General features: G+C 67.2%; 21 protein-coding genes. 5 read left to right on the forward strand and 16 right to left on the reverse strand.

What is annotated here, in order from left to right; translation table 11 throughout:
* Nucleotides 1-7 precede the first annotated feature (7 nt).
* From AC3WMA_RS11025 to pip, 4 genes are all read right to left on the reverse strand, one after another.
* A complete protein-coding gene (locus AC3WMA_RS11025; RefSeq protein WP_492285401.1) occupies nt 8-1645 on the reverse strand; it encodes an ABC transporter substrate-binding protein in 1638 nt (545 codons plus the stop codon).
* A gap of 90 nt (nt 1646-1735) precedes the next feature.
* Entirely contained in the window at nt 1736-3163 is a 1428-nt protein-coding gene (locus tag AC3WMA_RS11030) for a M20 family metallopeptidase (protein ID WP_492285402.1), read from the reverse strand.
* 15 nt (nt 3164-3178) lie between these two features.
* Nucleotides 3179-4993, reverse strand: a complete 1815-nt coding sequence (locus AC3WMA_RS11035) for a S9 family peptidase (protein ID WP_492285403.1) — start codon at nt 4991-4993, stop codon at nt 3179-3181.
* Nucleotides 4994-5003: 10 nt separating this feature from the next.
* Nucleotides 5004-5981: a prolyl aminopeptidase gene (gene pip, locus AC3WMA_RS11040; RefSeq protein WP_492285404.1), complete on the reverse strand. Its 978-nt coding sequence runs from the start codon at nt 5979-5981 to the stop codon at nt 5004-5006.
* 242 nt (nt 5982-6223) lie between these two features.
* On the opposite strand from pip, the gene AC3WMA_RS11045 reads away from it, so the two are divergent.
* Both AC3WMA_RS11045 and AC3WMA_RS11050 read left to right on the forward strand, forming a co-directional pair.
* Entirely contained in the window at nt 6224-7267 is a 1044-nt protein-coding gene (locus AC3WMA_RS11045; protein ID WP_492285405.1) for a transporter substrate-binding domain-containing protein, read from the forward strand.
* A 177-nt stretch (nt 7268-7444) separates the two neighbouring features.
* Entirely contained in the window at nt 7445-7963 is a 519-nt protein-coding gene (locus tag AC3WMA_RS11050; protein ID WP_492285406.1) for a phosphatase domain-containing putative toxin, read from the forward strand.
* Here the strand turns inward: AC3WMA_RS11050 and AC3WMA_RS11055 are convergent.
* From AC3WMA_RS11055 to AC3WMA_RS11065, 3 genes are all read right to left on the reverse strand, one after another.
* Nucleotides 7939-8625 (reverse strand): GntR family transcriptional regulator, encoded by a 687-nt coding sequence (locus tag AC3WMA_RS11055; RefSeq protein ID WP_492285407.1) that lies wholly within the window; start codon nt 8623-8625, stop codon nt 7939-7941. The two genes, AC3WMA_RS11050 and AC3WMA_RS11055, sit on opposite strands and share 25 nt — an antisense overlap.
* 75 nt (nt 8626-8700) lie before the next feature.
* A complete protein-coding gene (locus tag AC3WMA_RS11060) occupies nt 8701-9798 on the reverse strand; it encodes an amino acid ABC transporter permease (protein WP_492285408.1) in 1098 nt (365 codons plus the stop codon).
* 1 nt (nt 9799) lies between these two features.
* Entirely contained in the window at nt 9800-11068 is a 1269-nt protein-coding gene (locus AC3WMA_RS11065) for an amino acid ABC transporter permease (RefSeq protein WP_492285409.1), read from the reverse strand.
* 120 nt (nt 11069-11188) lie between these two features.
* Here AC3WMA_RS11065 and AC3WMA_RS11070 point away from each other — a divergent pair, with 120 nt between their 5' ends.
* The 3 genes from AC3WMA_RS11070 (at nt 11189) to hpxZ (ending at nt 13518) form a co-directional block, all read left to right on the forward strand.
* Nucleotides 11189-11749, forward strand: coding sequence for a phosphatase domain-containing protein (locus AC3WMA_RS11070; protein WP_492285410.1), 561 nt, complete (start codon nt 11189-11191; stop codon nt 11747-11749).
* A 192-nt stretch (nt 11750-11941) separates the two neighbouring features.
* Entirely contained in the window at nt 11942-13117 is a 1176-nt protein-coding gene (locus AC3WMA_RS11075) for an amidase (RefSeq protein WP_492285411.1), read from the forward strand.
* Entirely contained in the window at nt 13114-13518 is a 405-nt protein-coding gene (gene hpxZ, locus AC3WMA_RS11080; RefSeq protein ID WP_492285412.1) for an oxalurate catabolism protein HpxZ, read from the forward strand. The genes AC3WMA_RS11075 and hpxZ overlap by 4 nt, the downstream gene beginning before the upstream one ends.
* Before the next feature lie 15 nt (nt 13519-13533).
* Here the strand turns inward: hpxZ and AC3WMA_RS11085 are convergent, their stop codons facing one another.
* The 9 genes from AC3WMA_RS11085 to AC3WMA_RS11125 all read right to left on the reverse strand — a co-directional run bounded on the left by AC3WMA_RS11085 (nt 13534) and on the right by AC3WMA_RS11125 (nt 23453).
* Nucleotides 13534-13836: an alkylphosphonate utilization protein gene (locus AC3WMA_RS11085; RefSeq protein WP_492285413.1), complete on the reverse strand. Its 303-nt coding sequence runs from the start codon at nt 13834-13836 to the stop codon at nt 13534-13536.
* Between the two features lie 187 nt (nt 13837-14023).
* On the reverse strand, nt 14024-14569 hold the full coding sequence (locus AC3WMA_RS11090; RefSeq protein WP_492285414.1) for a carboxymuconolactone decarboxylase family protein: 546 nt from the start codon (nt 14567-14569) through the stop codon (nt 14024-14026).
* Nucleotides 14570-14586: 17 nt separating this feature from the next.
* Nucleotides 14587-15450: a carbon-nitrogen hydrolase family protein gene (locus AC3WMA_RS11095; RefSeq protein WP_492285415.1), complete on the reverse strand. Its 864-nt coding sequence runs from the start codon at nt 15448-15450 to the stop codon at nt 14587-14589.
* Nucleotides 15447-17114, reverse strand: coding sequence for an ABC transporter ATP-binding protein (locus tag AC3WMA_RS11100; protein WP_492285416.1), 1668 nt, complete (start codon nt 17112-17114; stop codon nt 15447-15449). The genes AC3WMA_RS11095 and AC3WMA_RS11100 overlap by 4 nt, the downstream gene beginning before the upstream one ends.
* Nucleotides 17114-17986: an ABC transporter permease gene (locus AC3WMA_RS11105; protein WP_492285417.1), complete on the reverse strand. Its 873-nt coding sequence runs from the start codon at nt 17984-17986 to the stop codon at nt 17114-17116. The genes AC3WMA_RS11100 and AC3WMA_RS11105 overlap by 1 nt, the downstream gene beginning before the upstream one ends.
* A complete protein-coding gene (locus AC3WMA_RS11110; protein WP_492285418.1) occupies nt 17983-18927 on the reverse strand; it encodes an ABC transporter permease in 945 nt (314 codons plus the stop codon). The genes AC3WMA_RS11105 and AC3WMA_RS11110 overlap by 4 nt, the downstream gene beginning before the upstream one ends.
* Before the next feature lie 99 nt (nt 18928-19026).
* Entirely contained in the window at nt 19027-20607 is a 1581-nt protein-coding gene (locus AC3WMA_RS11115) for an ABC transporter substrate-binding protein (protein WP_492285419.1), read from the reverse strand.
* Between the two features lie 43 nt (nt 20608-20650).
* Nucleotides 20651-22120: a M81 family metallopeptidase gene (locus AC3WMA_RS11120; protein ID WP_492285420.1), complete on the reverse strand. Its 1470-nt coding sequence runs from the start codon at nt 22118-22120 to the stop codon at nt 20651-20653.
* A 7-nt stretch (nt 22121-22127) separates the two neighbouring features.
* The gene (locus AC3WMA_RS11125; protein WP_492285421.1) at nt 22128-23453 is read right to left on the reverse strand and encodes an aspartate aminotransferase family protein; all 1326 of its coding nucleotides are present in this window, start codon (nt 23451-23453) and stop codon (nt 22128-22130) included.
* Nucleotides 23454-23470 lie beyond the last annotated feature (17 nt).

A 23470-nucleotide genomic window follows, 5' to 3' on the forward strand; every position in this document is an offset into this window, starting at 1 on the left:
GGCGGCCTTACTTGGCCGCGCGCTCGTAATAGGTCCGGAAGCCGTTCCAGGTCCACGACTTCAGGTCCTTGCGCACGCCGGCGACGCTGTTCATCTGGAACATGAAGGCCATCGGTCCCTTGGCCATCACTTCCTTCTGGATCGTTGCGTAGAGCGCGTCGCGCTTGGCCGTATCGGGCTCCAGCAGGGCCTGCTCGATCTGCTTGTTGAGGTCGAGATCCTGATAGGCCGAGCGCCAGCTCGGATACTGGGTCTGCTTGGCTTCGAGCCGGTTGTCGGGGTTGAAGACGAGGCGCGAGGCGTTGCCATGCGCGTCCGGCACGCCGGTCTGCCAGGCCAGCATCGCCGACTGATACTCACGCCCGCGCACCTTGCTGAAGAGCTGGGCATTGGCCATGCGCTCAAGCGAGAGCTTGACGCCGACCTTCGCGGCATTCTGCTGGACACTCTGGGCGATCGGATTGGCATGCGGCAGCGTGCCGAAGATCATCGTCGCCTCGAAGCCGTTGGGATAGCCGGCCTCCGCCAAGAGCTGCTTGGCCTTGTCGAGGTCGAGCTTGAAGGGCTGGCCCTCCTTGGCGTCGAGCGCTCCGACGGCGCCGAGCTGGGCGAAGCTGGCACGCGGCACGCCGAGATGGGTCATCACGGTCTTGCCGAGGCCGTCATAGTCGATCAGGTAGCGCATCGCGAGGCGCACCTTCTCCTTGGAGAACGGGCCGTCCGCGACATTGAAGCCCCAGTAGAACAATTGCGGCCGCAGGACCTTGTCGATCGTGATGTCCTTCGAGCTTTCGAGGTCCCTGAGGTCCTCGGGCGTCAGGTCGCGCGCCACGTCGACATCGCCCTGGCTGAGCAGCAGGCGCTGCGTGCCGGGCTCCGCGACATGGCGGATCAGCACGCGCTTCAGCGCCGGAGCCTTGCCCCAATAGTTGTCATTGGCCTCCAGCACGATCGACTCGCCGGCATTCCAGCGCGTCAGCTTGTAGGGGCCGACGCAGGCCGTGCGCGTCGCCAGGTACTTGTTGCCGAGATCGCTGCCCTGCTCGTTCGCCAGCAGGGTCTTCTTGTCCATGACCATGGAAACCCGGTTGGCCGCGATCGCCTGCAGCACCAGCGTCGTCGGATAGGGCTGGTCGAGCTTGAGGGTCAGCGTGTCGCCGGCACCCGCGACGATGCGCTGCTCGATATTGTCCTTGGTGAAGCCGTACTCGGTCAGCGTCGCGGCATTGCCGAAGTTCAGCTTGACGACGCGGTGCAGCGACCAGGCGACATCCTCGGCCGTGACCGGATTGCCGGAGGGGAACTTGGCGCCCTTGTGCAGGTGGAAGGTGATCTCCTTGCGGTCCGGAGAGACATCCCAGCGCTCGGCGAAGCTCGGCACGACCTTGCGCTCGTCGGCCTGGTCAAAATCGACCAACGTGTCGCAAGTGTTCTGCAGAATCTCGTTGGTGACGACCTCGCCGACCTGGGCGGGGTCGAATGTGCTGATCGCGTCGATGTTCCAGGCCATCACCAGGGCGTTCTTGGGCGTCGCGGCAATGGCAGCTCCCGCGCCCGCGCAGAGGGCGGCTGCGGCAACGGCTGAGAGCAACTTGTGCCCGGCGAGGCGCGGCGTGGTTCCGGTCTTGTCGTTTCGGTTGGCCATGATCTCGATCCCGCTCTTTGATTGTTGTTTGATTGAAGACGTCTTGGTCGCCGGGAGCAACTTTGCGGGATGCTCCCGGGAGATGCCGGCTCAGGCGGCCTGAGGCCGCGGCTTGATCGGCGGCTTCACATCGGCCGGGATCGGGCAGACATAGGGCGTCTGCGTCGTCCGCTCGTGGTGATCCTTCTTGGCGCGCGCCAGCAGCGTCTCGTCGCTGATCACGTCGACCGCCGTCGCCGCCATGATCTTGGCGGCATGGACCATGCCCTTATGCGCGGCCGGAGCCTTGCCCTGGGCCGTGATCTGCCAGGAATGGCCAGGCGTGCCGATCGCATGGGTCGCGACCCGCGCCTGGATGGTCGGCACCTTCCAGCTGACATCGGCGACATCGGTCGAGCCGATCATCGGCACGCCGCGCGTACCCTGCGGCACCACGAAATCGCAGAGCGGCGTGTCCTCGCGCGGGGCGATGCCGGTGCGGCGGTAGTCGTTGAGGATATCGGCCGGGCCGAGCGTCGCCTGGATCTTGGCCGCATAGGCCTTGTCGGCCGCATCGAAGGGCACGGGGCCGAGCCGGTCGATGTTCTTGAACATCGCGTCTTCCAATGGCGTGTTGCCGAGCATGTTGGAGACCGCGCTCATGATCGAGATCGAGACCGTGGTCTCGGTCATCAGCGCCGCACCCTCGGCGATCTTCTTCACGCGCTCGTTGAGCTCAAGCATGCCGGCGAGGTCGCGCGCCCGGATGGCGTAGCGCACCTTGGCCGAAGCCTGCACGACGTTGGGCGCGATGCCGCCGGCATCGAGATAGGCATAGTGGATGCGCGCATCGGACGGCGCATGCTCGCGCATGTAGTTGACGCCGACATTCATGAGTTCCACGGCATCGAGCGCCGAGCGGCCGAGATGCGGCGCAGCAGCCGCGTGCGACGCGCGGCCGGTGAACTGGAAATCCATCCGGGTATTGGCGAGCGACAAGGCATCGTCGACCTTGGTCATTGTCGCAGGGTGCCAGGAGATCGCGACATCGACATCGTCGAAGGCGCCGGCCCGCACCATGAAAGCCTTGGCCGCGCCGCCCTCTTCCGCCGGGCAGCCGAAATAGCGCACGCGTCCGGGCCGGCCGGTCTTCGCAAGCCAGTCCTTCACAGCGGTCGCCGCCAAAAGCGCGGCCGAGCCCAGCATGTTGTGGCCGCAGCCATGGCCGTGGCCGCCAGCCTCGACCGGCTTCGGCTCGGCGATACCGGCCTCCTGGCTCAGACCGGGCAGCGCATCATATTCGCCGAGGATGGCGATGACCGGGCCGCCCTCGCCCGCCTCGCCCATCACGGCGGTCGGGATGCCCGCGACGTTCTCGGTGATGCGGAAGCCCTGCTCCTTGAGCATCGCGATATGCTCGGCGACCGAGCCGTACTCGGTATAGGCGATCTCGGGCATGCCCCAGACGCGGTCGCTCAGCGCCTCGAAAGGCTGCCGCTTGGCGTCGACCAGCTCCCAGATGATCTCGGAATTCTGCATGGCTGGTTATTCCTTCTACAGATGCTCTCGCAGGAAAAGGGCCACGCCGCCGAAGACGGTGCGGCGGTTCTCGATCCGGGCGAAGCCATGGCCCTCATGCGGGATGCGCACATACTCGACCGGGCGGCCGAGGCCGCGCAGCACCGAATAGACCATCTCGCTTTCGCCCGGTGGCACGCGGGGATCGTCGAAGCCCTGCGCGATGAAGAGCGGCACGCGGATCTGGTCGAGCTTGTGGATCGGCGAGAAGCGGATCAGGTTCTCGCGGTCGGCGACCGGATCGCCATATTCAACCGCGCGCAGATAGCGCCGCCACGGCCCCGTCGTCTCCAGCAGCGTCAGGAAATTGGCGATGCCGTAGAACTCGATCCCGACCTTCCACAGGTCCGGCTGCTCGGTCAGCGCCGCCAGCACCATGAAGCCGCCATAGGAGCGGCCATAGACCGCGACGCGGTCATCGTTCACATCCGACTGCTCGCGCAGCCAGAGCCTGACCGCTTTGAGATCGGCGACGCTGTCCATGCGCAGATGCTTGTCGTCGAGATGGTGGTAGCTGCGGCCATAGCCGGTCGAGCCACGAACATTCGGCGCGATCACCATGATGCCCTGGCTCAGGAAGAACTGCAGGTCGGCGCGGAAGATCGGGGTCCACTGCGCCTCCGGCCCGCCATGGACCACGACGACGGCCGGATAGCCGCCCTCAGGCGCCTTGCCGCGCGGCCGATAGACGAAGAACGGCACCTCCAGCCCGTCGAAGCTCTTCGTGCTCGCGACCGTCGGCTCGACGAAGGTGGCCTGATCGAGCCCGGCCTTCGAGGCATCCGTCAGCCGCTTGACCTGCTTGGTCGCAATGTCGAAGCGCCAGATGTCCGGCGAGGAGGTCGAGCCGTCGAGCGGGAAGACGAGCCCCGACCCATCCGGGAGCCAGGCAACGGAGCCGATCGAGCCGGCAGGAAACCCTTCGACCTCGAACTCGGCCCCACCGGCGATGTCGCGCACGAAGATGCGGTTCCAGCCGCGATCATTCGCGACATAGGCGAGGCGGTTCTGGTCCGGCGCCAGCGCCACCGCCTCGATATCCTGCCCGTCGCGCTCGACGATCCAGTTCAGCGTGCCCTCAGTCGCCGAGCGGAAGGCGACGCCGAGGAACTCACGGCCCTGATCGGTGATGCTGAAGAAGCCGCTGCCATCCTTCTTCATCCGGTTGGCGGCATAGCGGGCGCGGCCCTCATGCGGCAGCAGGGCCTCGCGCGCGCCGCTTTCGAGATCGAGCCGGTAGAGGTCCTGGTCGTTCATCGCATGCGTGGCATCAGTGACCAGCAGCGAACCCCCGTCCGGGAAGAAGGCCACCGCCTCGCGATAGCCATTGCCCTCGAAGACGCGCCGCGCCGCCCGCGTCGCCATGTCCATCACATAGATGTCCATATGCTCGCGGTCGCGCGCGTTCGAGGCAAAGGCGATGCGCTGCCCGTCCGGCGCCCAGCAGCCCCAGACATGGACCACGGTCGGATCGTCGGTCAGCGGCTGCGGCACGCCGGAGGCGCCCGGCACGAGCCAGAGCTGATGCCGCTCGTCGCCGCCGCAATCCATGGTGAAGAGCAGGTCGCGGCTCTTCGGGTTGAAGGCGATCGCGCCGACCGGTTCCGGCATGTCGGTCAGGCGCCAGGGCGCACCGCCCGCCAGCGGCCTAAGCCAGATCTGATGCGTGCCGCTTTCGTCGCTGAGATAGGCGAGGAGCTCGCCATCCGGCGCAACCGCCGGGCTCTTGGCGCTGCGGATTTCGAGATAGGGCTCGATGCCCAGACGGATCTGGCCGGCGGCTTCGTACATCCTCGTTCCTTCAGGCCGCGAGGGCCAACATCGAGTCGCGCAGGCGATCGGTCGCATCGCGCAGCGCCAACGACAGGGCCGGCGCGCTCGGCGTCGCCGCATGATTGGCCTCGGTCACGATGGTGAAGCGCGCCTCGGGCCAGGCCGTCTTGAGGCGCCAGGCCGTGCACATCGGCGTCACGATATCGTAGCGCCCCTGCACGATCTCCGCCGGAAGGTGCCGGATGCGCGAGACGTCGCGCAGCAATTGGCCGGGTTCGAGGAAGGCGCCGTTGACGCAGTAATGTGTGAAGATGCGGGCGAGCGCGAGCGCCGCATCCGGCTCCGTCAATGCCGCGACATGCTCGGCATCGGGCAGGAAGGTCTGCGTCTTCCCCGAGAACGTGCGCAAGGCGACCGCGGCGGCCAGCTGCTGCTCAGGGTCGGGATCGGTAAGCCGGCGATAATAGGCGCCGAGCAGGTCGCCGCGCTCCGCCTCCGGCACAAATTGGGCGAAGACCTCCCAATGGTCCGGAAAGATCGTGCGCGAGCCGTGGAACCACCAGTCGATCTCGGCGCGCTCGGCCATGAAGATGCCGTGCAGGCGGAAGCCGAGGCAGCGCTCGGGATGAGCTTGGCCATAGGCGAGCCCGAGGCAGCTGCCCCAGGAACCGCCCGTCACCAGCCAGCGCGCGATGCCGAGATGCTCCCGGATGCGTTCGAGATCGGCGATCAGTGCCTGGGTGGTATTGCCCGCCAGTTCTGCCAGGGGGCTGGACCGCCCTGCCCCACGCTGGTCGAAGGTCACGATCCGGAAGGCGGATGGATCGAAGGTCCTGCGCTGCGCCGGCTTGGTGCCGCCGCCGGGCCCGCCATGCAGGAAGACCACGGGAATGCCGTCGGGATTGCCGCTCTCATCGACATGAAGCTCATGCCCGTCGCCGACCGGCAGGCGCAGGGACCGATAAGGCTCAACCGCCTCGTAGAGAGCGTTCTGGTCGTCTGGCACGCCGGGCTCCGCCGAACCGGAGCATCGCGACGCTCCTCGATAGGGGGAGGATGGCATGCCCGAAGCGCTGCTGGCTAATGCATTCGCGGCGCATTGTTATGACGATCTGGAATAGATTAGCGCCTTCCGTGGGCGCGACACCCGACCTTCCCCAAACCTCGCAGCCGATGCAAGAGCGGCGTTTGACGTATGTCTGAGTTGCTGTATACAGCTCTATAGCTCGATAATGGGAGAAGATCGGGATGGCATACAGCATCATTCGTGCGGCGCTCGCCGCGGCAACGCTCACCCTGGTCGCGCCAGCGGCGCAGGCCGGGCCGGTGCTCGACAAGGTCAAGGAAGACGGCAAGATCATCTGCCTGGTGAACCCGAATTCGCCGGGCTTCTCGGTTCCCGACAGCGCCGGCCGCTTCCAGGGCTTCAATGTCGAGTTCTGCCGCATGGCCGCGGTCGCGATCTTCGGCGACGCCAACAAGGCGGAATTGCGCGGCATCGGCTTCTCCGACAGCCTGAAGGCGATCATCAGCGGCAGCGCCCATATCGCCTCGCGCGGCATCACCGCGACCGGCACGCGCGACGCCGATCCCGGCGTCTCCTTCGTCACCACCACCTTCTATGACGGCCAGGGCTTCATGGTGCCCAAGAGCCTCGGCATGACCAAGCTCGCCGACCTGTCCGGCGCGACGGTCTGCGCCGAGGAAGGCTCGACCACCCTGCTCTATCTGGCCGACTGGTTCGGCGAGGCGAAGCTGCCCTACAAGGTCGAGAACATCGCCGACAAGACCGCCCGCCTCCAGGCCTTCTTCTCCGGGAAATGCGACGCCGTCGCGAGCTCGGTCTCGGCGCTCGCCGCCGACCGCCTGCTGGCACCGAAGCCGGACGATTACGTGCTGGTGCCCCAGCGCTCCGCGACCGAACCGCTCGCGCTCGTCTCCCGCCCCGATACCGAGCTGGAGAAGACCCTGTTCTGGGGCGTGCAGGTCATGGTCGCGGCCGAGGAATTCGGTCTGACGTCGAAGAACGTCGAAGCCAAGCTCGCCGCGCTCAAGGACCTGCCGGTCGACGCCCAGCGCCTGATCGCGCCGAACGGCCCGACCGCCGACATGGCCAAGAAGCTCGGCCTGCGCCCGGACTGGGCCTTCCAGATCATCAAGCAGGTCGGCAATTACGGCGAGGTCTTCGAAAAGCATATCGGCAAGGCCTCGCCGCTGGCGATGGACCGCGCCCAGTCGCCGAACCGCCTCGCCCGCGACGGCGGCCTGATCTTCTCTTATCCGGTTCGGTAAGACCCTCGACCGGGATACCCGAACCGAGCCCTTCCGGAGCGATCCGGGAGGGCTTTTCGTTTGAGAGTGCTCCGCACCGGCATGCCTACAAGAGTGGACAATCCCCGCAGCAATCCGCTTCATGGAAGCGACGAGCACCGCATCTCCCGATGGCGGGAAATGAGGGCGGAGGGGCGCATGGCTGAAGGGATCGCCTGGGTCGAGCCGCCGGGCCTGGCCGGGGCGATCGGCATGTTGCCGCTGCCCGGACTCGTAATCGCCCGGCGCGGCGAGCGCTTCGTCGATGCTGCCTTGCAGGAGGAAGTTCTGGACGCCCTCGCCACCCGGCAAACCGCGCTATTGGTGGTCCTGCTCGAAGACGGCGAATGCGACCCCGACGAGATCGAGGATCTCGGTCACGCTGCAAAAGAACGATCGATCGCCCTGCTCGCTGCTCCGATCGCCGATTTCTCCGCGCCCGACCAGCGGCTCGACTGGCCCGCCCTGATCGAACGCCTCGCCGGAGAACTCCGCCAGGGGCGCCGCATCGCCTTCTGCTGCCTCGCCGGCTATGGCCGCTCGGGCATGATGGCGGCACGGTTGCTGATCGCGACAGGCTCGACGCCGGAAGCCGCGATCACGGCCGTGCGGACGGCACGTCCCGGCGCGATCGAAAGCGAGGAGCAGGTCGCCTATTTGCTGTCCTGCACGCCGTAGCGCGCCAACATCCGCTCGAGATGGGCGGCATGTAGCCGGAACAGCTCCGGCGCCGACAGGGCCGTCGCTTTCCCGGCGACCGCCGCGATCTCCTCGACCAGCAGCGCATGCATCGCAGCCGGCTCCTGCTTCAGCCAGCCGACCCAGCTGCGGGCGGTACGGAAGAAGATGGTGTCGTCCATCTGCCGGAGCGCCTCGTCGCCGATCAGCGCATTGCGAACCTCATGATGCGTCCGCCAGACATCCCAGGCCTCCTTCAGCGAGGAAGCCGGCTTGAGCAGCCCCGCCAGCGCCTGCAACCGGGCATAGTCGGAGCCCAGCGTCGAGGGTAATTGGAGCGGGATCAGATCGGCGATCAAGCGCGTGAGCCCGATGCGGAAGCGCAGCATGTCGGCCGATTGCGGGCCTACATAAGAAACGATCGTACCGACGCCGTTGCGGGTCTCGGCGAGCTGTTCGTAGACCAGCCGCTGCAGCACCTGCCGGATCGGCGTGCGGCTGACGCGGAATTCGGTCGCCAGCGCCGTCTCGTGAATGACATGGCCTTCGTCATACTCGCGCAGGCAGATGCGGTCGCGCACGATCTCGAAGATCACGTCGTTGCGCGAGCGGACCAGCTGGCGCAGCTGGCGCGTATCCGAACCGGCGATATCGACCGTCATCGTCTCTCTTCCTGCCCGCCCTGTGCTTAGAGCATCGCTCGCAAGGCTGGCCACTTCTTTTGTTGCTGACGGCTTCTAGCGCGCCTTGACGGCGCCATGGCCGAGGCGGCGGGCCCGTTCCGAGATCAGCCAGCAGCCGATGAAGTAGAACAGGCCGATCGCCAGGTTCGCCTCCAGCGAATAGGCCTGCCATTGCGGATCGGCATAGGCCATGCGCGCGGTCGAGAGCAGGTCGTGCATGCCAACGATCGCGACGAGCGAGGTATCCTTGAAGCTGCCGATGATCGAATTGGTGATGCCCGGGATCGCCGTGCGCAATGCCTGCGGCAGCACGATGAGCCGGATGCGCTGCGCTGCTGAAAGCCCGAGGCTCGCCGCCGCCTCGGTCTGGCCCTTCGGCAGGGCCTGCAGGCCCGCCCGCACATCCTCGGCGAAATAGGCGGCATAGAACAGGGTGAGCACGATCAGGATCGCGGCGACCGGCTCGATCGCGGCACCGCGCGACAGGAGCAGCGGCAGGATGAAGATGCCAGCGAACAGCACCGCGACCATCGGGATCGCCCGGACGGCCTCGATATAGCCGACGGCGAACAGCGATAGACCGCGCTGACCGGACCAGCGCGCCAGAGCGAGCACGACGCCGAGCGGAAAGGCCGCGGCCATGCTGAAAGCCGAGAGGAAGAGGATCAGCGGCAGGCCGTTCCAGCGATGCGATTCGACCACAGGGAGACCGGCGACGCCGCCGCGCAGCAGCAGATAGGCGAAGGCGCCGGAGACCACCACGAGCACGGCCCTGCCTGCAACACCGATGGGCGCCTTGGCGAAGGCGAGGATGGCCGCGATCATCACGGCACTGGCGAGATAGGCGCGCCAGCGCTCGGGCTCGGGATAGGTCCCGGTCAGGACGAGATTGGCCTTCTCGCGCAGGAAGGCCCAGCAGGCGCCGCTCGCCGCCGCGCATTCGGCCCTGCTGCCGGAAAAGGGCACGGCATCGACCAAGCCCCAGCTCAGCGCCTTCGCGACGAAAGCCACGACCCCGTACAGCACGAGCCCGGTGAGCAGCGTGTTCCACCAGCTGGAGAACAGGTTCGACCGAAGCCAGCGGCCGGCCGCAACGAGGCGGCGGCTCCGCGGCGGCCCGGCGACGAGGGGCGTCTCGGCGAGCGTGGTCATCTCAACGCCCCCTGATGCGGAAGACATGGTTGCACCAGTTGACCCCGGCCGAGATCAGCAGGTTCGCGATCAGGAAGAACAGCGCGACCAGCGTCATCAATTCGATCGGCCGGAAGGTCTGGTTGACCGAGGTACTGACCACGCTGAGCAGGTCGGAGTAGCCGATCGCAAGCGCGATCGAGGTGTTCTTCAGCAGGTTGGAATACTGGTTGCCAAGCGGCGGCGTAATGACGCGCAAGGCCTGCGGCAGCACGATCAGGCGCATCGTCCGCAGACGGCTCAGGCCCAGCGCCAGCGCTGCCTCATGCTGGCCGCGCGAGGTCGCCAGGATGCCGCCCTCGACGATCGCGCCGATCTGCCCGCCATGATAGACCGAGAGCGCCAGGACGAGCGCGGCGAATTGCAGGGAGAGCCCCATGCCGCCGCTGACATTGAAGCCGGTGAGCTTCGGCACCGACCAGCCGATTTCCACCAGCCCCGACAGGGTGAGCCCGGCATAGAGCGCGAAGCCCGCCAACAGCACCGGCAGGGCGACCGGCCGGCGCTGGCCTGTCGCGTCCTGATGCCGCTTGACCGCCCGCGCCCAGAGCACCCAGCCGGCGAGCCAGAGACAAGCCGTCAGTATCAGCGCGAGCCCGCCATGCCCGATCACCGGCGACGGCAAGGCGAGCCCGCGATTGCTCAGCATCGCGCCGAAGGGGCCGGTCCAGGCCGCCTTGATATGCGGCAGGCCGCGGACCAGCGCGACATAGAGCGCGATCACGATCAGGAGCTTGGGCAGGTTGCGCAGCAGCTCGACATAGAGCCGCGCGAGATTGCGTACGAGCCAGTTCGAACTGGTCATGGCGATGCCGACGACGAGGCCGATGACGCTCGCCAGCACCAGCGTCACCGCCGCGGCGGCCAGCGTGTTCAGGATGCCGACGAGCAGCACATAGGCATAGGTATCGCGCGGCGAATAGGCGATCAGGCTCTCGCTGACATCGAAGCCGGCCTGCTGCCAAAGGAAGGAGAAATCGATCTCCATCCCGGCCGCCGCGAGATTGGCCGAGACGTTCCGCGCCCCCAGCGTGCCCACACCGACCAGCCCGAGCAGGACGACAAGCGGCCAGACCAGCCCTTGCAGGCGCTCGCGCAAAGGCGCGCCCGGAGGCGGCGGACTCGGCGGCTTGAGTGCGCCGGCAGCGAACGCCTCGCCGCCCAAAGCGGGCACGGGTCCGATCTCGCAGGCAGGGTCGCGTGTGGACAGCATGATGATATAGCTGTACACAGCTATATCATCATGTCAATCAGCGAGCCCTGAAGCTCGTTCGAGCGGCGCGGATGCCGCTTCGCGCCACGCACCTGCCGCAGGTAGAATGCCCCCCTGCTTCACTCTCTGGAGGATTGTTTGCACAGCCCGGCACCTTCCGTATCCAGCCTCAACCTGCCCGGCTTTGCGGGTGCGCTCCTGCTCGGGCCTTGTCCCGGCCGGCGCAAGGAGGTGCTGGACGATGCCGCATCGCAGGCCGCGTTGAGGGATGATCTATCGCGGCTGGCAGAGATGGGCGCAGCCGGGCTGCTCAGCCTCGTCGAAGCCAAGGAATTGCCGGGCGGCCTCGACGGCTTCGCCGCAGCCGTCCATGCCGCCGGACTGGAATGGACCCATCTCGCCATTCCCGATTACGGCGTGCCGGATGCGGACTTCATGGCCGGCTGGCGCCAGCTCGACCTGGCGCGCCGTTTGCGCGAGGGCGAGAGCTGGGCGATCCATTGCCGCGCCGGGCTCGGCCGCACCGGAACGATTGCCGCTCTGCTGCTAGTCGAGAATGGTTTAGGCGCGGCCGAAGCGATCGCACGGATTCGCCGCGAGCATGATGCCGCCGCTGTCGAGACCGAGGCGCAGGAAAGCTTCCTGGTGGCGCACGAACAGGCGGCCGTTCGGCCGGCAGCGGCACGAAGCGTATCCTGACCCAAGGCCAGAGGCACTAGCCGAAACCTTACGTTGATCGGGGTGGCGGCGAACCGCGCACTGCCGTTTGCTGCGGCGGCAAACCTGTTAGGCTGCCCCTCGACCCTGAGTCGAACAGCCGACAGGAACAGAAGCCGTGCCGATGCCGACCCGACCGATCTCCCTGGGCGAAACGCGGTCGCCGAGGCCGTGATGGAGGATCGCGTCAACGCCTTCGTGCCCGGGCCGCGCAGCCGCATCGCTGGCCGGCCCGGCGGGCCGCTCGACGGGCTGACCTTTGCCGTCAAGGACCTGTTCGACGTCGCGGGCACGCCGACCGGCGGCGGCAACCATGACTGGGCCCGAACCAATCCCATCCCGAAACGCCATGCCTGGGCGGTGCAGACCCTGCTCGATGCCGGCGCCGAATTCGTCGGCAAGACCATCACCGACGAGGTTTCACTCGGCATCCTCGGCGAGAACGCCTTCGACGGCACGCCGCTGAACACGGCCGCGCCCGAGCGCGTGCCCGGCGGCTCCTCCTCCGGCTCCGCCGCGGCCGTCGCCGCCGGGCTCTGCGACATCGCCTTGGGCACCGATACCGGCGGCTCGATGCGCGTGCCCGGCAGCTTCTGCGGGCTCTACAGCATCCGGCCGACCCATGGGCGGATTGATCTCACCGGGCTAATGCCGCAGGCGCCGAGCTCCGACACGGCCGGCTGGTTCACCCGCGACGCCGCGACCTTCGCCCGCGTCGGTACGGTCTTGCTTGGCGAGGCGCCCGGCTCGCTGCCAACGAAGCTGCTCGTCGCCGCCGATGCCTTCGGCTTCGCCGATCCGGACGTTGCGGAAGCGCTCCGGCCGATGGTCGAGCGGCTCGCCCGCGTTCTGGGCGCGACACCGCGCGACGAGATCATGGCGCCGCAGGGCCTGTCCGTCTGGGCGCGGGCGCAGCGCAGCCTGCAGCCGGTCGAGGCCTGGCAGACCTTCCGTCCCTGGATCGAGCGGGATAATCCGCGCATGGCCTTCACCGTCGCGGCCGGGCTGATCGCCGGCTCCCAGGTGTCGGCCAACGAGCAGAACTGGGCGGCGCTGATGCGCGAGGAAGCCCGCGCGCGCCTGCGCTATCTGCTGCCAGCGGGCACCATCCTGTGCCTGCCGACGACGCCCTTCCCGGCTCCGCTGCGTGGTTTGCCGATGCCGGCGCTCAGGCCGATGCGCGACCGCATCACCTGCCTCTGCGCACAAGGCGGCTTGGCAGGCCACCCGCAGGTCAACCTGCCCGGCGCTTTCGTCGACGGCGCGCCCGTCGGCCTGTCCATCATCGGCGGGCGCGGCACGGATGCCAGCCTCATCGCCGTCGCACAGGCCATGGAGGCCGCATCATGACCGACCTGACCCCGAATATCCCAGACGTGGTGGCCGAGATCAGCGCCCTGTTCGAGCGTTACGAACAGGCGCTGGTCGACAAGGATGTCGACGTGCTCGACGCCTCGTTCTGGAACAGCCCCTACACGATCCGCTACGCGCTGCATGAGAACGGCTACGGCTTCAAGGAGATCCACGGCCACCGCGTCGCCCGCCCGCCGGGACCGGGGATCAAGGAGAAGCGGATCCGGCTGGAGATCCTGACGCTGGGGCGCGACATTGCCACGGTGAACCTGGAGTTCAAGGTGCGCGGGCGCGACGTCATCGGCCGGCAGAGCCAAAGCTGGGTCCGCTTTCCCGATCTGGGCTGGAAGGTCGTCTCCGCCCATGTCTCGACGATGGAGGGGCCGCGCCTCTGGTAGGCACGGCCCAAAGCCTCAGCGCTTGCGCACGAACTCCGTCCGCAGCACGAGCCCCTTGATCGCGTCGTGGCGGCAATCGATCTCCTCGACATTCTCCGTCAGGCGGATCGTGCGGATCACCGTGCCCTGCTTCAGGGTCTGGTTGGCACCCTTCACCTTGAGGTCCTTGACCAGCACGACGGAATCGCCGTCGGCGAGCGCGTTGCCGGCAGCGTCGCGCACCACCGGCGCAGCAGCGGCCGCGGCCGTCTGCTTCACGTCCGAGGCCGGGCGCCATTCCCCGGTCGCCTCGTCATAGATGTAATCGTCGTCGGACATGTCTTTCCCGTCTTGCGGCCGGGCGCTCGCCATCGGCCCGGTCGGGCGGGGTTACACGATGCCCGGCGACTTCGCCAAATCGAGGCTAGAGTATCGGACTGAGTACCGTGCTCAGTCCGATACTCTAGCTCTTTGATCTTGCATCGGCTTTGCCCGAAAACCGCGTGCCACTTTTCGGGCCGATGCTCTAGACGTTGCCCAGCGGCTTCTCGGCCATCTCGGTCGCGATGGCCTCATCGATCGGCGTCTCATAGGTCATCAGCATGTAGCCGAGCACCGAGTAGAAGCCGACCGTCGCGATCAGGTCGAACACCGCCTCGCGCCCGATCGCCGCGGCAAGCTCGGCCTCCTGCGGCAGCGAAAGGCGCTTGCTATCGAAGAGCGCATCGACCGCCCGCACGATCAGCCCGTCCTCGCCATCAGGCTCGCCGCGCAGCGCGGCGATGCGGGCGTCGCTCATGCCGAGCACCCGCGCCCGGCTGACATGATGCGCCCATTCATAGGGCGAGCCCATGCGATGGGCCGCGCGCAGGATCACGACTTCGGAGCGCACCGGCCCGAGCGCGCTGTCCTTGACGACATGCTGGCGCAAGGGCGCCCAGGCCTTCAGCAGCGCCGGATGATGCGCCATCGTCCGGTAGACGTTGAGTGCGGTGGCGAAGCCGCCCTTCATCTCGGCGAGCGCTTCGGGCCAGTCGGCATCGCTGATCGGCGGGCAGGGAGAAGTCGTCATCGAAGGTCTCGTCGGGATCAGGGTGTCAGGTACTTGGCGTAGAGAGCGGGCGCCCGGTCGGCCCAGATGCCCGTGAAGCTGCGATAGCGCGCGACCTCGGCCAGGTCGATCTCGACCCGCAGCACGTCCTCGCGATCATGGTCGAGCGCGCCGAGCACGCGTCCGTCCGGCGCGACCGCACAGGAGCGGCCGAAGAAGCGCTGCCCGCCGCGGCTGCCGCTGCGATTGCAGCTCAGGAAGAACACGCCGTTCTCGGTCGCCCGCGTATAGGCGCGGTGGATGAAGAGCGCCTCGTCGGTGACCGGCGCGTTCTCGGCCCCGAAGGAAGCCCAGACCGAGGTCACGATGCTCGCGCCCTGAAGCGCGAGGATGCGGGTGATCTCAGGGAAGCGGATATCGTAGCAGACCTGCATGCCGAGCCGCGTCCCGAAGGCGGGATAGGTGTCGATGCTGTCGCCGCCGGTGAAGAACAGCTTCTCGTTCTGCCACTGGTGGATCTTGGTGTTGTCGCCGATCACGCCTTCCGGCCCGATCAACAGCGAGGCATTGCGCATCACACCGGCGCGAAGCGGATCGCGCAGGCCGAGCCCGATGACGAGATGCACGCGATGCTTCGCAGCGAGCGCGACGAGCGCCCTGATCTCCTCGCCGTCCGGCGCCGCGCAGGCCTCGTAGAGCGCCGCCCCGAAATGCGGGACATCGCTGATCACAGCCCCACCCGGCACCAGCGGCTCGACATAGCCGGTATTGGCGAGCTCCGGGAACAGGATGAGCTGCGCACCCTTCGCCGCTTCGGTCGCAACGAAGTCGTGGATGCGCCGGAAATTCTCGGCCGGCGCCAGGGACTGGACGTCCATCTGGACGAGGCTGGCGGAAATCATGCGGTCGCTCCAGCGATGCGGCGCCCGGCCGCGAAATCCCAGTCCCGGCCCGGCGCCGCGTTGATCAGCGCACGGGTATACTCATGGCTCGGCCTGCCCAAAACCTCGGCGGCCGGCCCCATCTCGACGACGCTGCCGCGCTGCATCACCATCACCTCGTCGCAGATCTGCGCGGCCACGCGCAGATCATGGGTGATGAACAGGACCGCCAGATTACGCCGCTCCTGGATCTCGGCCAGCAGCGCGAGCACCTGCGCCTGCACGGAGACGTCGAGCGCCGAGACCGCCTCATCCGCGACGATCACCTCCGGCTCCATCATCAGGGCGCGCGCGATCGCGATGCGCTGGCGCTGGCCGCCGGAGAACTGGTGCGGGAAGCGTTCGAGGCTCGTGCTGGGCAGGCCGACCACCTCCATCAATTCACCCGCACGCTTGAGCGCAGTCTCGCGGCCCTCGCCGAGATTGAGCGGCCCCTCGATCAGGCTCTCGCCGATGCGCAGGCGCGGGTTGAGCGAGCGGTTCGGGTCCTGGAACACCATCTGCACGCGTCGCCGCGCCGGCGCCAGAGCCTGCTGGCCCTGCAGGTTGGCGATGTCCTGCCCGTTGACGCGGATTTCGCCGCCGGTCGGATGCTCCAACCGCATCAGGCAGCGCGCCACTGTCGACTTGCCCGATCCGCTTTCGCCGACGATGCCGAGCGTGCGCCCGCGCGCCAGGCCGAAGCTGACATCCTTCACCGCGCGCACGCTGCGGCTCTCGCGACCCATCAGCTTTCCAAGCAGCGAGCCGAAGCTGAAGGTCTTCTCGAGATTGCGGATTTCCAGCACCGTCTCGCCCCCAGCCGATGCGCGCGGGGCGCGCGGCGTCAGTGACGGCACCGATTGCAGCAGGTCGCGCGTATAGGCCTCGCGCGGCCGGCTCAGCACCTGCTCGACCGCTCCGGTTTCGACGATCTCGCCGCGGCGCATCACGCAGACCCGGTCCGCGATATCGACGACCACGCCCATGTCATGGGTGATGAACAGGACGGCGGTATTCTGCTTGTCCTGCAATTCGCGGATCAGGCTGAGGATCTGCTTCTGCGTGGTGACGTCGAGCGCGGTCGTCGGCTCGTCGGCGATGAGCAGCTTAGGCTTGAGCGCGAGCGCCATCGCGATCATCACGCGCTGGCGCTGCCCGCCCGAAAGCTGGTGCGGATAGCTGTCATAGATGCGCGGGGGATCAGGCAGATGCACGGCCTCGAATGCGGCGAGCGCGGCTTCCTTGCGTTCCTTCGGCCGCATCTTCGTATGGGCCCAATAGACCTCGTCCATCTGCAGCCCGATGGTCAGCACCGGGTTCAGCGCGGTCATCGGCTCCTGGAAGATCATCGCCATCTCGGCGCCGCGCAGCGCCTTGGTCCGGGCCGGCGTCGCGGTCAGGATATCTTCGCCATTGAGTCTGACCGTGCCGGCCGTCGCGCGCAATTCGTCGCGCGGCAGCAGGTCCATCGCGACCAGCGAGGTCACCGACTTGCCGGAGCCGGATTCGCCGACGAGGCAGAGCGTCTCGCCGGGATGGATGTCGAAGCTGATGCCCTTCAGGATGTCGCTGGGCTGGCGCCCCCGCGTCGCGACCTTGAGGTCGCGGACGGAGAGCACGGGCTGGGTCGCGGCGGTCGCCATCACGGAGCCCTCCCCTGCATTTTCGGATCGAGCCGGTCGCGCAGCGCGTCGCCGAGCAAGTTGATCGAGAGGATGCAGAGCGACAGCACGATCGCCGGCCAGAACACCAGCCAGGGATTGATCGCGAAATAGAGCCGCCCCTCGGCCATGATATTGCCCCAGCTCGGAACCTCGGTGCCGATGCCGACGCCGAGGAAGGAGAGCGCCGCCTCGGTCAGGATGGCGGAGGCGTACATATAGGTACCCTGCACGATCAATGGCGCGATCGTCGTCGGCAGCAGATGCTTGCGGATCAGCTTGCCCGGCCGGGTGCCGAGCAGCACGGCGGCATCGACATAGGTCTCCTCGCGCGCCGCGATAACCCGCGCCCGGACGAGGCGCACCACCTGCGGGATCGCTGGGATCATGATCGCGATGATGACGGTGACCAGCCCGCCCCGGACCAGCGCGACGATGGCGATGGCGAGCAGGATCCCGGGGATCGCCATCAGCCCGTCCATCATCCGCATCAGCACGCCGTCGATGCCGCGATACCAGCCGGCGATCAGGCCGAGCGGCAGTCCGATCACGATCGCGCCGATGGCGACGCCCGCCCCGACCAGCAGCGAGACCCGCGCGCCATAGACCACGCGCGAATAGAGATCGCGGCCGAAGGAATCCGTGCCCAGCCAATAGGTGTCGGAGGCCGGCTTCAGACGCATCGCGGCGTTGAGCTTGGTCGGCTCGAAATTGGCGAGCTGCGGCGCGAACACCGCCATCACGATCACGGCGACGAGCACCACAACGGCGAGCACCGTCGTCCAGTGCGGCGGATTGTCGAGCAGGCGGCGGCGCGGATGCGCACCCTGCGCGGGGTTCGACGGAGCGCTCATTGGTAGCGGATCCTCGGGTCGGTCAGGGCATAGGAGAGATCGATCAGCAGGTTGATCAACACATAGGTGCCGGCCGTCAGCAGGATGATCGCCTGGATCAGCGGATAGTCGCGGGCGAGCACGCCATCGACCACGAGCCGGCCGAGACCGGGAATGTTGAACACCGTCTCGGTGACAACGACGCCGGAAACCATCATGGCAAAGCCCGTTCCGACCACGGTAAGGATCGGGATCGCCGCATTGCGCAGCGCATGGCGGAACAGCACGATCCGCTCGCCCAATCCCTTGGCGCGGGCCGTGCGGACATAGTCCTCCCGCAGCACCTCCAGCATCGAGGCCCGCGTCATCCGCGAGACCAGCGCGATATAGAAGAAGGAGAGCGCCAGGCCGGGCATCAGGATGCGGTGGAAGAACGGGCCGAAGCCCTCGGCCAGTGGCCTGTAGCCCTGCACCGGGAACCATTTCAGGTTGACCGCGAAGACCGCGATCAGCACGTAGCCGATCACGAAGATCGGCACGGAGAAGCCGACGACCGAGAGCGCCATGACGAAGCGGTCGACCATGCCGCCATGGCGCCAGGCGGCGAGCACGCCGAGCGGCAGCGAAATCACCACCGTGAAGATCATCGCCATGACGGCGAGCGCCAATGTCGGACCGACGCGCTGGCCGATCATCTCCAGCACGGGGCGCTGCGAGATCAGCGACGGCCCGAAATCGCCCCCGGCCATGTTGGCGATCCAGGAGATGAACTGACCGGCAATCGGCTTGTCGAGGCCGAGATTCTCGCGGATGGCCGCAAGCTGCGCCGGCGTCGCCTGATCACCGGCGATGGCCTGCGCCGGATCGCCCGGCGTCAATCGCAGCAAGAGGAAGACGAACAGCGCCACGAAGAATATGACGGGGATCGCCATCGCGAGCCTGCGCAGGAAATAGGAAGCCATGGAGTTCTCCACGCGCCTGGGCATCCACCCAAGCGGGCGATGCCGGAAACCGGGCCGGTCAGGCCGGGCGGTGGATCACCGCCACCCGGCGCCTCGGCGTTACTTGCTGACACCCCAGAACAGGGTGATCGGGCCGGGCTGAAGGTTCTTCAGCTTGGCGTTCCAGGCGGCGACGGACTGGAACTCGCCGGCATTGAAGTAGAAGCCCTCGTCGAAGGCGATCTGCTGGATCTCCCGGCCGATCTTCTTCTGCTCGTCGAGGGTCGCGGCGGTGATGTAGGCCGTGCGCAATTCCTCGACGCGGGCGCTCTTCGGCCAGCCGGACCAGGCGGTGTCGGCGCCGGACGCGTCGAGCATCGCATGCACGGTCGGGTTCCAGATGCCGGACACGCCCCAATAGGTGAAGAACATGTTCCAGCCGCCCTGCGCCACCGGCTGCCAGCCGTTCTTGCGCGACTGCAGCGTGGCCCAGTCCATCGAGGCGACATCGACCTTGAAGCCGGCCTCGCGCAGGCGCTCGGCCGCGACGATCGGCTGGGTCGAGAGGATCGTCAGGTCCGTCGGCTGCATCATCAGCACCGGCGTGCCGTTGTAGCCGGAGGCCTTGAGCAGCTCCTTCGCCGTGGCCATGCGCTCCTTGGCGCTGCCCTTCAGGTAGTCCGCGCCGGCATCGGAGGCGAGCGGCACGTCGCAGCCATAGACCGAGGCGCAGAGCTTGTAATGCTGGCTGTCGCCGATCGCGGTCTGCATCAGCTGGTCCTGGTCCAGCGCATACATCGCCGCCTGGCGGACCTTCGGATTGTCGAAGGGCGGCAGGCGATGGTTGAAGCGGCCGGTCACCTGGCTGCCCAGCGCGTTGATGGCGCCGGTCTTGATCTCGTCATTGGCCTTGAGCAGCGGCAGCAGGTCGATCGTCACCTGCTCGATCAGATCGACATCGCCGGACTGGAGCGCGTTGATCGAGGTCTGCATGTCCGGCATCGCCTTCCACACGACCTTGTCGACATTGATCACCTTGCCGCCGGCGGTCCAGCTCATCGGCTCGGAGCGCGGCTTGTAGTCCTTGTTCTTGACATAGACGGCCTGATCGCCCGGCCGGTACTGCTCCGCCACGAAGCGGAACGGGCCGGAGCCGACCATCTCGGTGACCTGCTTGCCGGCCGGCGTCTCGGCGAGGCGCTTCGGCATCATGAAGGGCGGCACCGGCGAGGGCTTGGCCAGCAACTCCAGCACCTGGCCGAAGGGCTTGGCCAGCTTAATCACCAGCACGGTGTCGGAGGTCGCCTCGATCGAGGCGACATGCGCCATCATCGTGCGGGCGGCGCCGTCGTTCTCGCCCCAGCGCTTCAGCGAAGCGACGCAATCGGCGGCCGTCACCGGCGTGCCGTCATGCCATTTCAGGCCGTCGCGCAGCGTCAGAGTATAGGTCAGCTTGTCGGCCGAGACGGCGTAGTCGGCCATCTGCGGCTGCGGGTTGTACTTGGCGTCCATGCCGAGCAGCGTGTCGAACACCATGAAGCCGTGCGTGCGCACGATCTGCGCTGTGCTCAGGATCGGGTCGAGCGAGCGAAGCGGCGCCTGCATGACGACATTGAGCGTCGTCTCGGCCAGGGCCGGCATCGCGGAAAAGGAGCCTGCGACCAGCGCGGCAGCCCCGAAAGACTTGAACCGAAACGTCATTGTTATCCCCTCGTTTTTGGTTGCTTGGATGGGTCGAGCGTCGTCAGGCGGGAGCGTTGCTCCACGGGTAGGCCTTGGCCGTATCGAGCTGGCGGTATGGGATCAGCCTGACATCGGCGGGGCCGAGATCGGGCGTGTCGACCACGAGGATGCGGTCGGCCATCGGCTCGTAATAGTCGCGGAAATGCGTCTTCGAGCGCAGCAGGATGACGTCGTAATCTTCCGGCCGCTCGCCGAAGATGAAGAACGGATCGCCATCGACCGCGAAGGCGAAATGCGAGACCACGGAGACGCGGATCGCCCCGATCTGGAGGAGCGCGGTGAGCCCGAGATCGACGAATGAGCCGCGCTGGTAGCGCCCGGAGACGTTGAAGGATTTCGGCCCCGACCAGATGACCCGCGCCACGGCCTCGACCGGCCCGCCGGTCTCCGGCGCCGTCTTGCCGGCGAGCGCGACCTTGATCTCGGCGCCCTCGCCTGCCGCGTGGGCCTGAGCGGCGGTCTCTGGATCGAGCAGGAAGGGCACATTGACCCGCCCGACATCGCACTTGAGCAACGCCTGCAGCAGATGGGTCGAGTCGTTCATCCGGTCGGCATGTTCGAGCAGCACGATCGGCCGGCCCTGCGCGGGTTGGCGCTCGATATCGGCGAGCGCTTCCTCGACGCTCAGGATCGGCATGGCGTTCGCGATCGCCGCGCGCCCCGCGCGCAGACGATCCGAAAAGGCCTGCGCCTTAGCTTCGGCCGCCTCCTGCCCGTCCCAGTCCAGGCAGATCACCGACATGCCGGTATTGGCGCTGTCGGCATAGGAGAAGCCGGCCATGATCGAGATGTCGCAATCGCCCACCTGCTCGGCGACGCGCGCCTCGGCGATGATCGAGGCCAGCGGCTCCAGTGCCGTCGCCGACATGATCGAGGGAATGACGACATCCGGCCGCGCCGCCGCGAGACCGGGCCGGCGCCCCTCGCGCAGCAAGCGGATCAGCGCGCGGGCCGCGCGTTCGCCGGTCTCGCCCATGTCGATATGCGGGGAATGGCGATAGGCGACGGCGATATCGGCGCCGCGCAAGGTCTCGCGATCGATATTGCCGTGATAGTCGAGCGCGACGGCGATCGGCAGCGCCGGGAAGGCCGCGCGCACCGCGTCGATGACATGACGCTCGACATCGGGATATCCCGCCGCCCAGCAGGCGCCGTGCAGGAACAGGATGACGCCGTCGAGCGGGCCGCTGCGGGCGAGCCCTGAGATGATCTCGCTGGTGTAGTGCGCGACAGCCTCATGCGCCGTAGGCCCAAGCGCGCCGAGCAGCGTGTGGAACAGCGGCACGAATTCCGCGCCCTCCGCCTCGCAGATATTCAGGCAGCCGCCCGGCACGGTGTTGGTGCCGCGAAACCGCTCCGTCAGCTCCGGCCCGCGCACGCAGACGCGCTCGAACTCCGCCAGCTCCACGATCTGCGGAACGGCCGTGACCGATTCGAGATTGAAGCCGGCGAAGGCGATGCGAAGCGTCATGCCGGCATCAGCCCTTGACCGCTGCGTCGATCGCGCCGGCGATCCGCTCGACGATCTGGTCGATCTCTTCGGGGCTGATGATGTAAGGCGGCGCCAGCAGCACATGATCGCCCAAGCGCCCGTCGATGGTGCCGCCCATCGGGTAGCACAGCAGGCCGCGCGCCATCGCTTCCTTCTTGATCCGGGCATGCATCTTCAGCGCCGGGTCGAAGGGCGTCTTGGTCTCCTTGTCGGCGACGATCTCGATGCCGCGGAACAGGCCGCGCCCGCGGATATCGCCGACATGGGGATGCTGGCCGAGACGCGCGTCGAGCCCGGCCTGCAGGCGCTCGCCCATCAGGCGGACATTTTCCAGCATCTCCGGCTGCGAGATCAGCTCGACGACCTTGAGCGCCGCCGCCGCCGCCATCGGATGGCAGATATAGGTGTGGCCGTGCTGGAACAGGCCGGAGCCTTCGGCGAAGGCGCGGTAGATATTCTCTGAGAGCAGCACGGCGCCGATCGGCTGGTAGCCGCCGCCCAGCCCCTTGGCGATGGTGACGAGATCGGGCGAGATGCCCTCCTGCTCGCAGGCGAACACCGTGCCGGTGCGGCCCATGCCGCACATCACCTCGTCAAGGATCAGCAGGACGCCGTATTTGTCGCAGATGCTGCGGATGCGGGCGAAGTAATCCGCGACCGGCCCGACGGCGCCGAGCGTCGCGCCGACCACCGGCTCGGCGATGAAGGCGATGACCTCGTCCGCGCCAAGCTCCAGGATCTTGGCTTCCAGCTCGTCGGCCAGCCGGGCGGCATAGGCTTCCGGCGTTTCGCCGTCCTTCTGGTCGCGATAGGCGTAGCAGGGCGAGACATGGTGCGTCTCGGGCAGGATCGGCTGGAACTGCGCCCGCCGCCAGGCATTGCCGCCGGCGGCAAGAGCGCCCAGCGTGTTGCCGTGATAGCTCTGCCGGCGCGCGATGAAATGGCGGCGCTGCGGCTGGCCGATCTCGACGAAATACTGCCGCGCCATCTTCATGGCAGCCTCGACGGCCTCCGAGCCGCCCGAGACGAGATAGACGTAGTCGAGCCCCTCCGGTGCCAGCGCGACCAGCCGCTCGGCCAGCTCCTCCGCGACATCGGTGGTGAAGAAAGACGTGTGGGCGTAGGCGATACGGTCCATCTGCGCCTGCATCGCGGCCATGACCTCGGGATGGCCGTGGCCGAGGCAGGAAACGGCGGCGCCGCCGGAACCGTCGATGTAGCTGCGCCCGTCCGCGTCGGTGATGAAGACACCCTGCCCCGCGACGGCTTGCGGCAGGCGGCCGCCGATCGAGCGATGGAGAATCCTGGTCATCTCGACATTCCCGGATT

This window comes from Allobosea sp. FW305-C-101, from assembly GCF_058783685.1.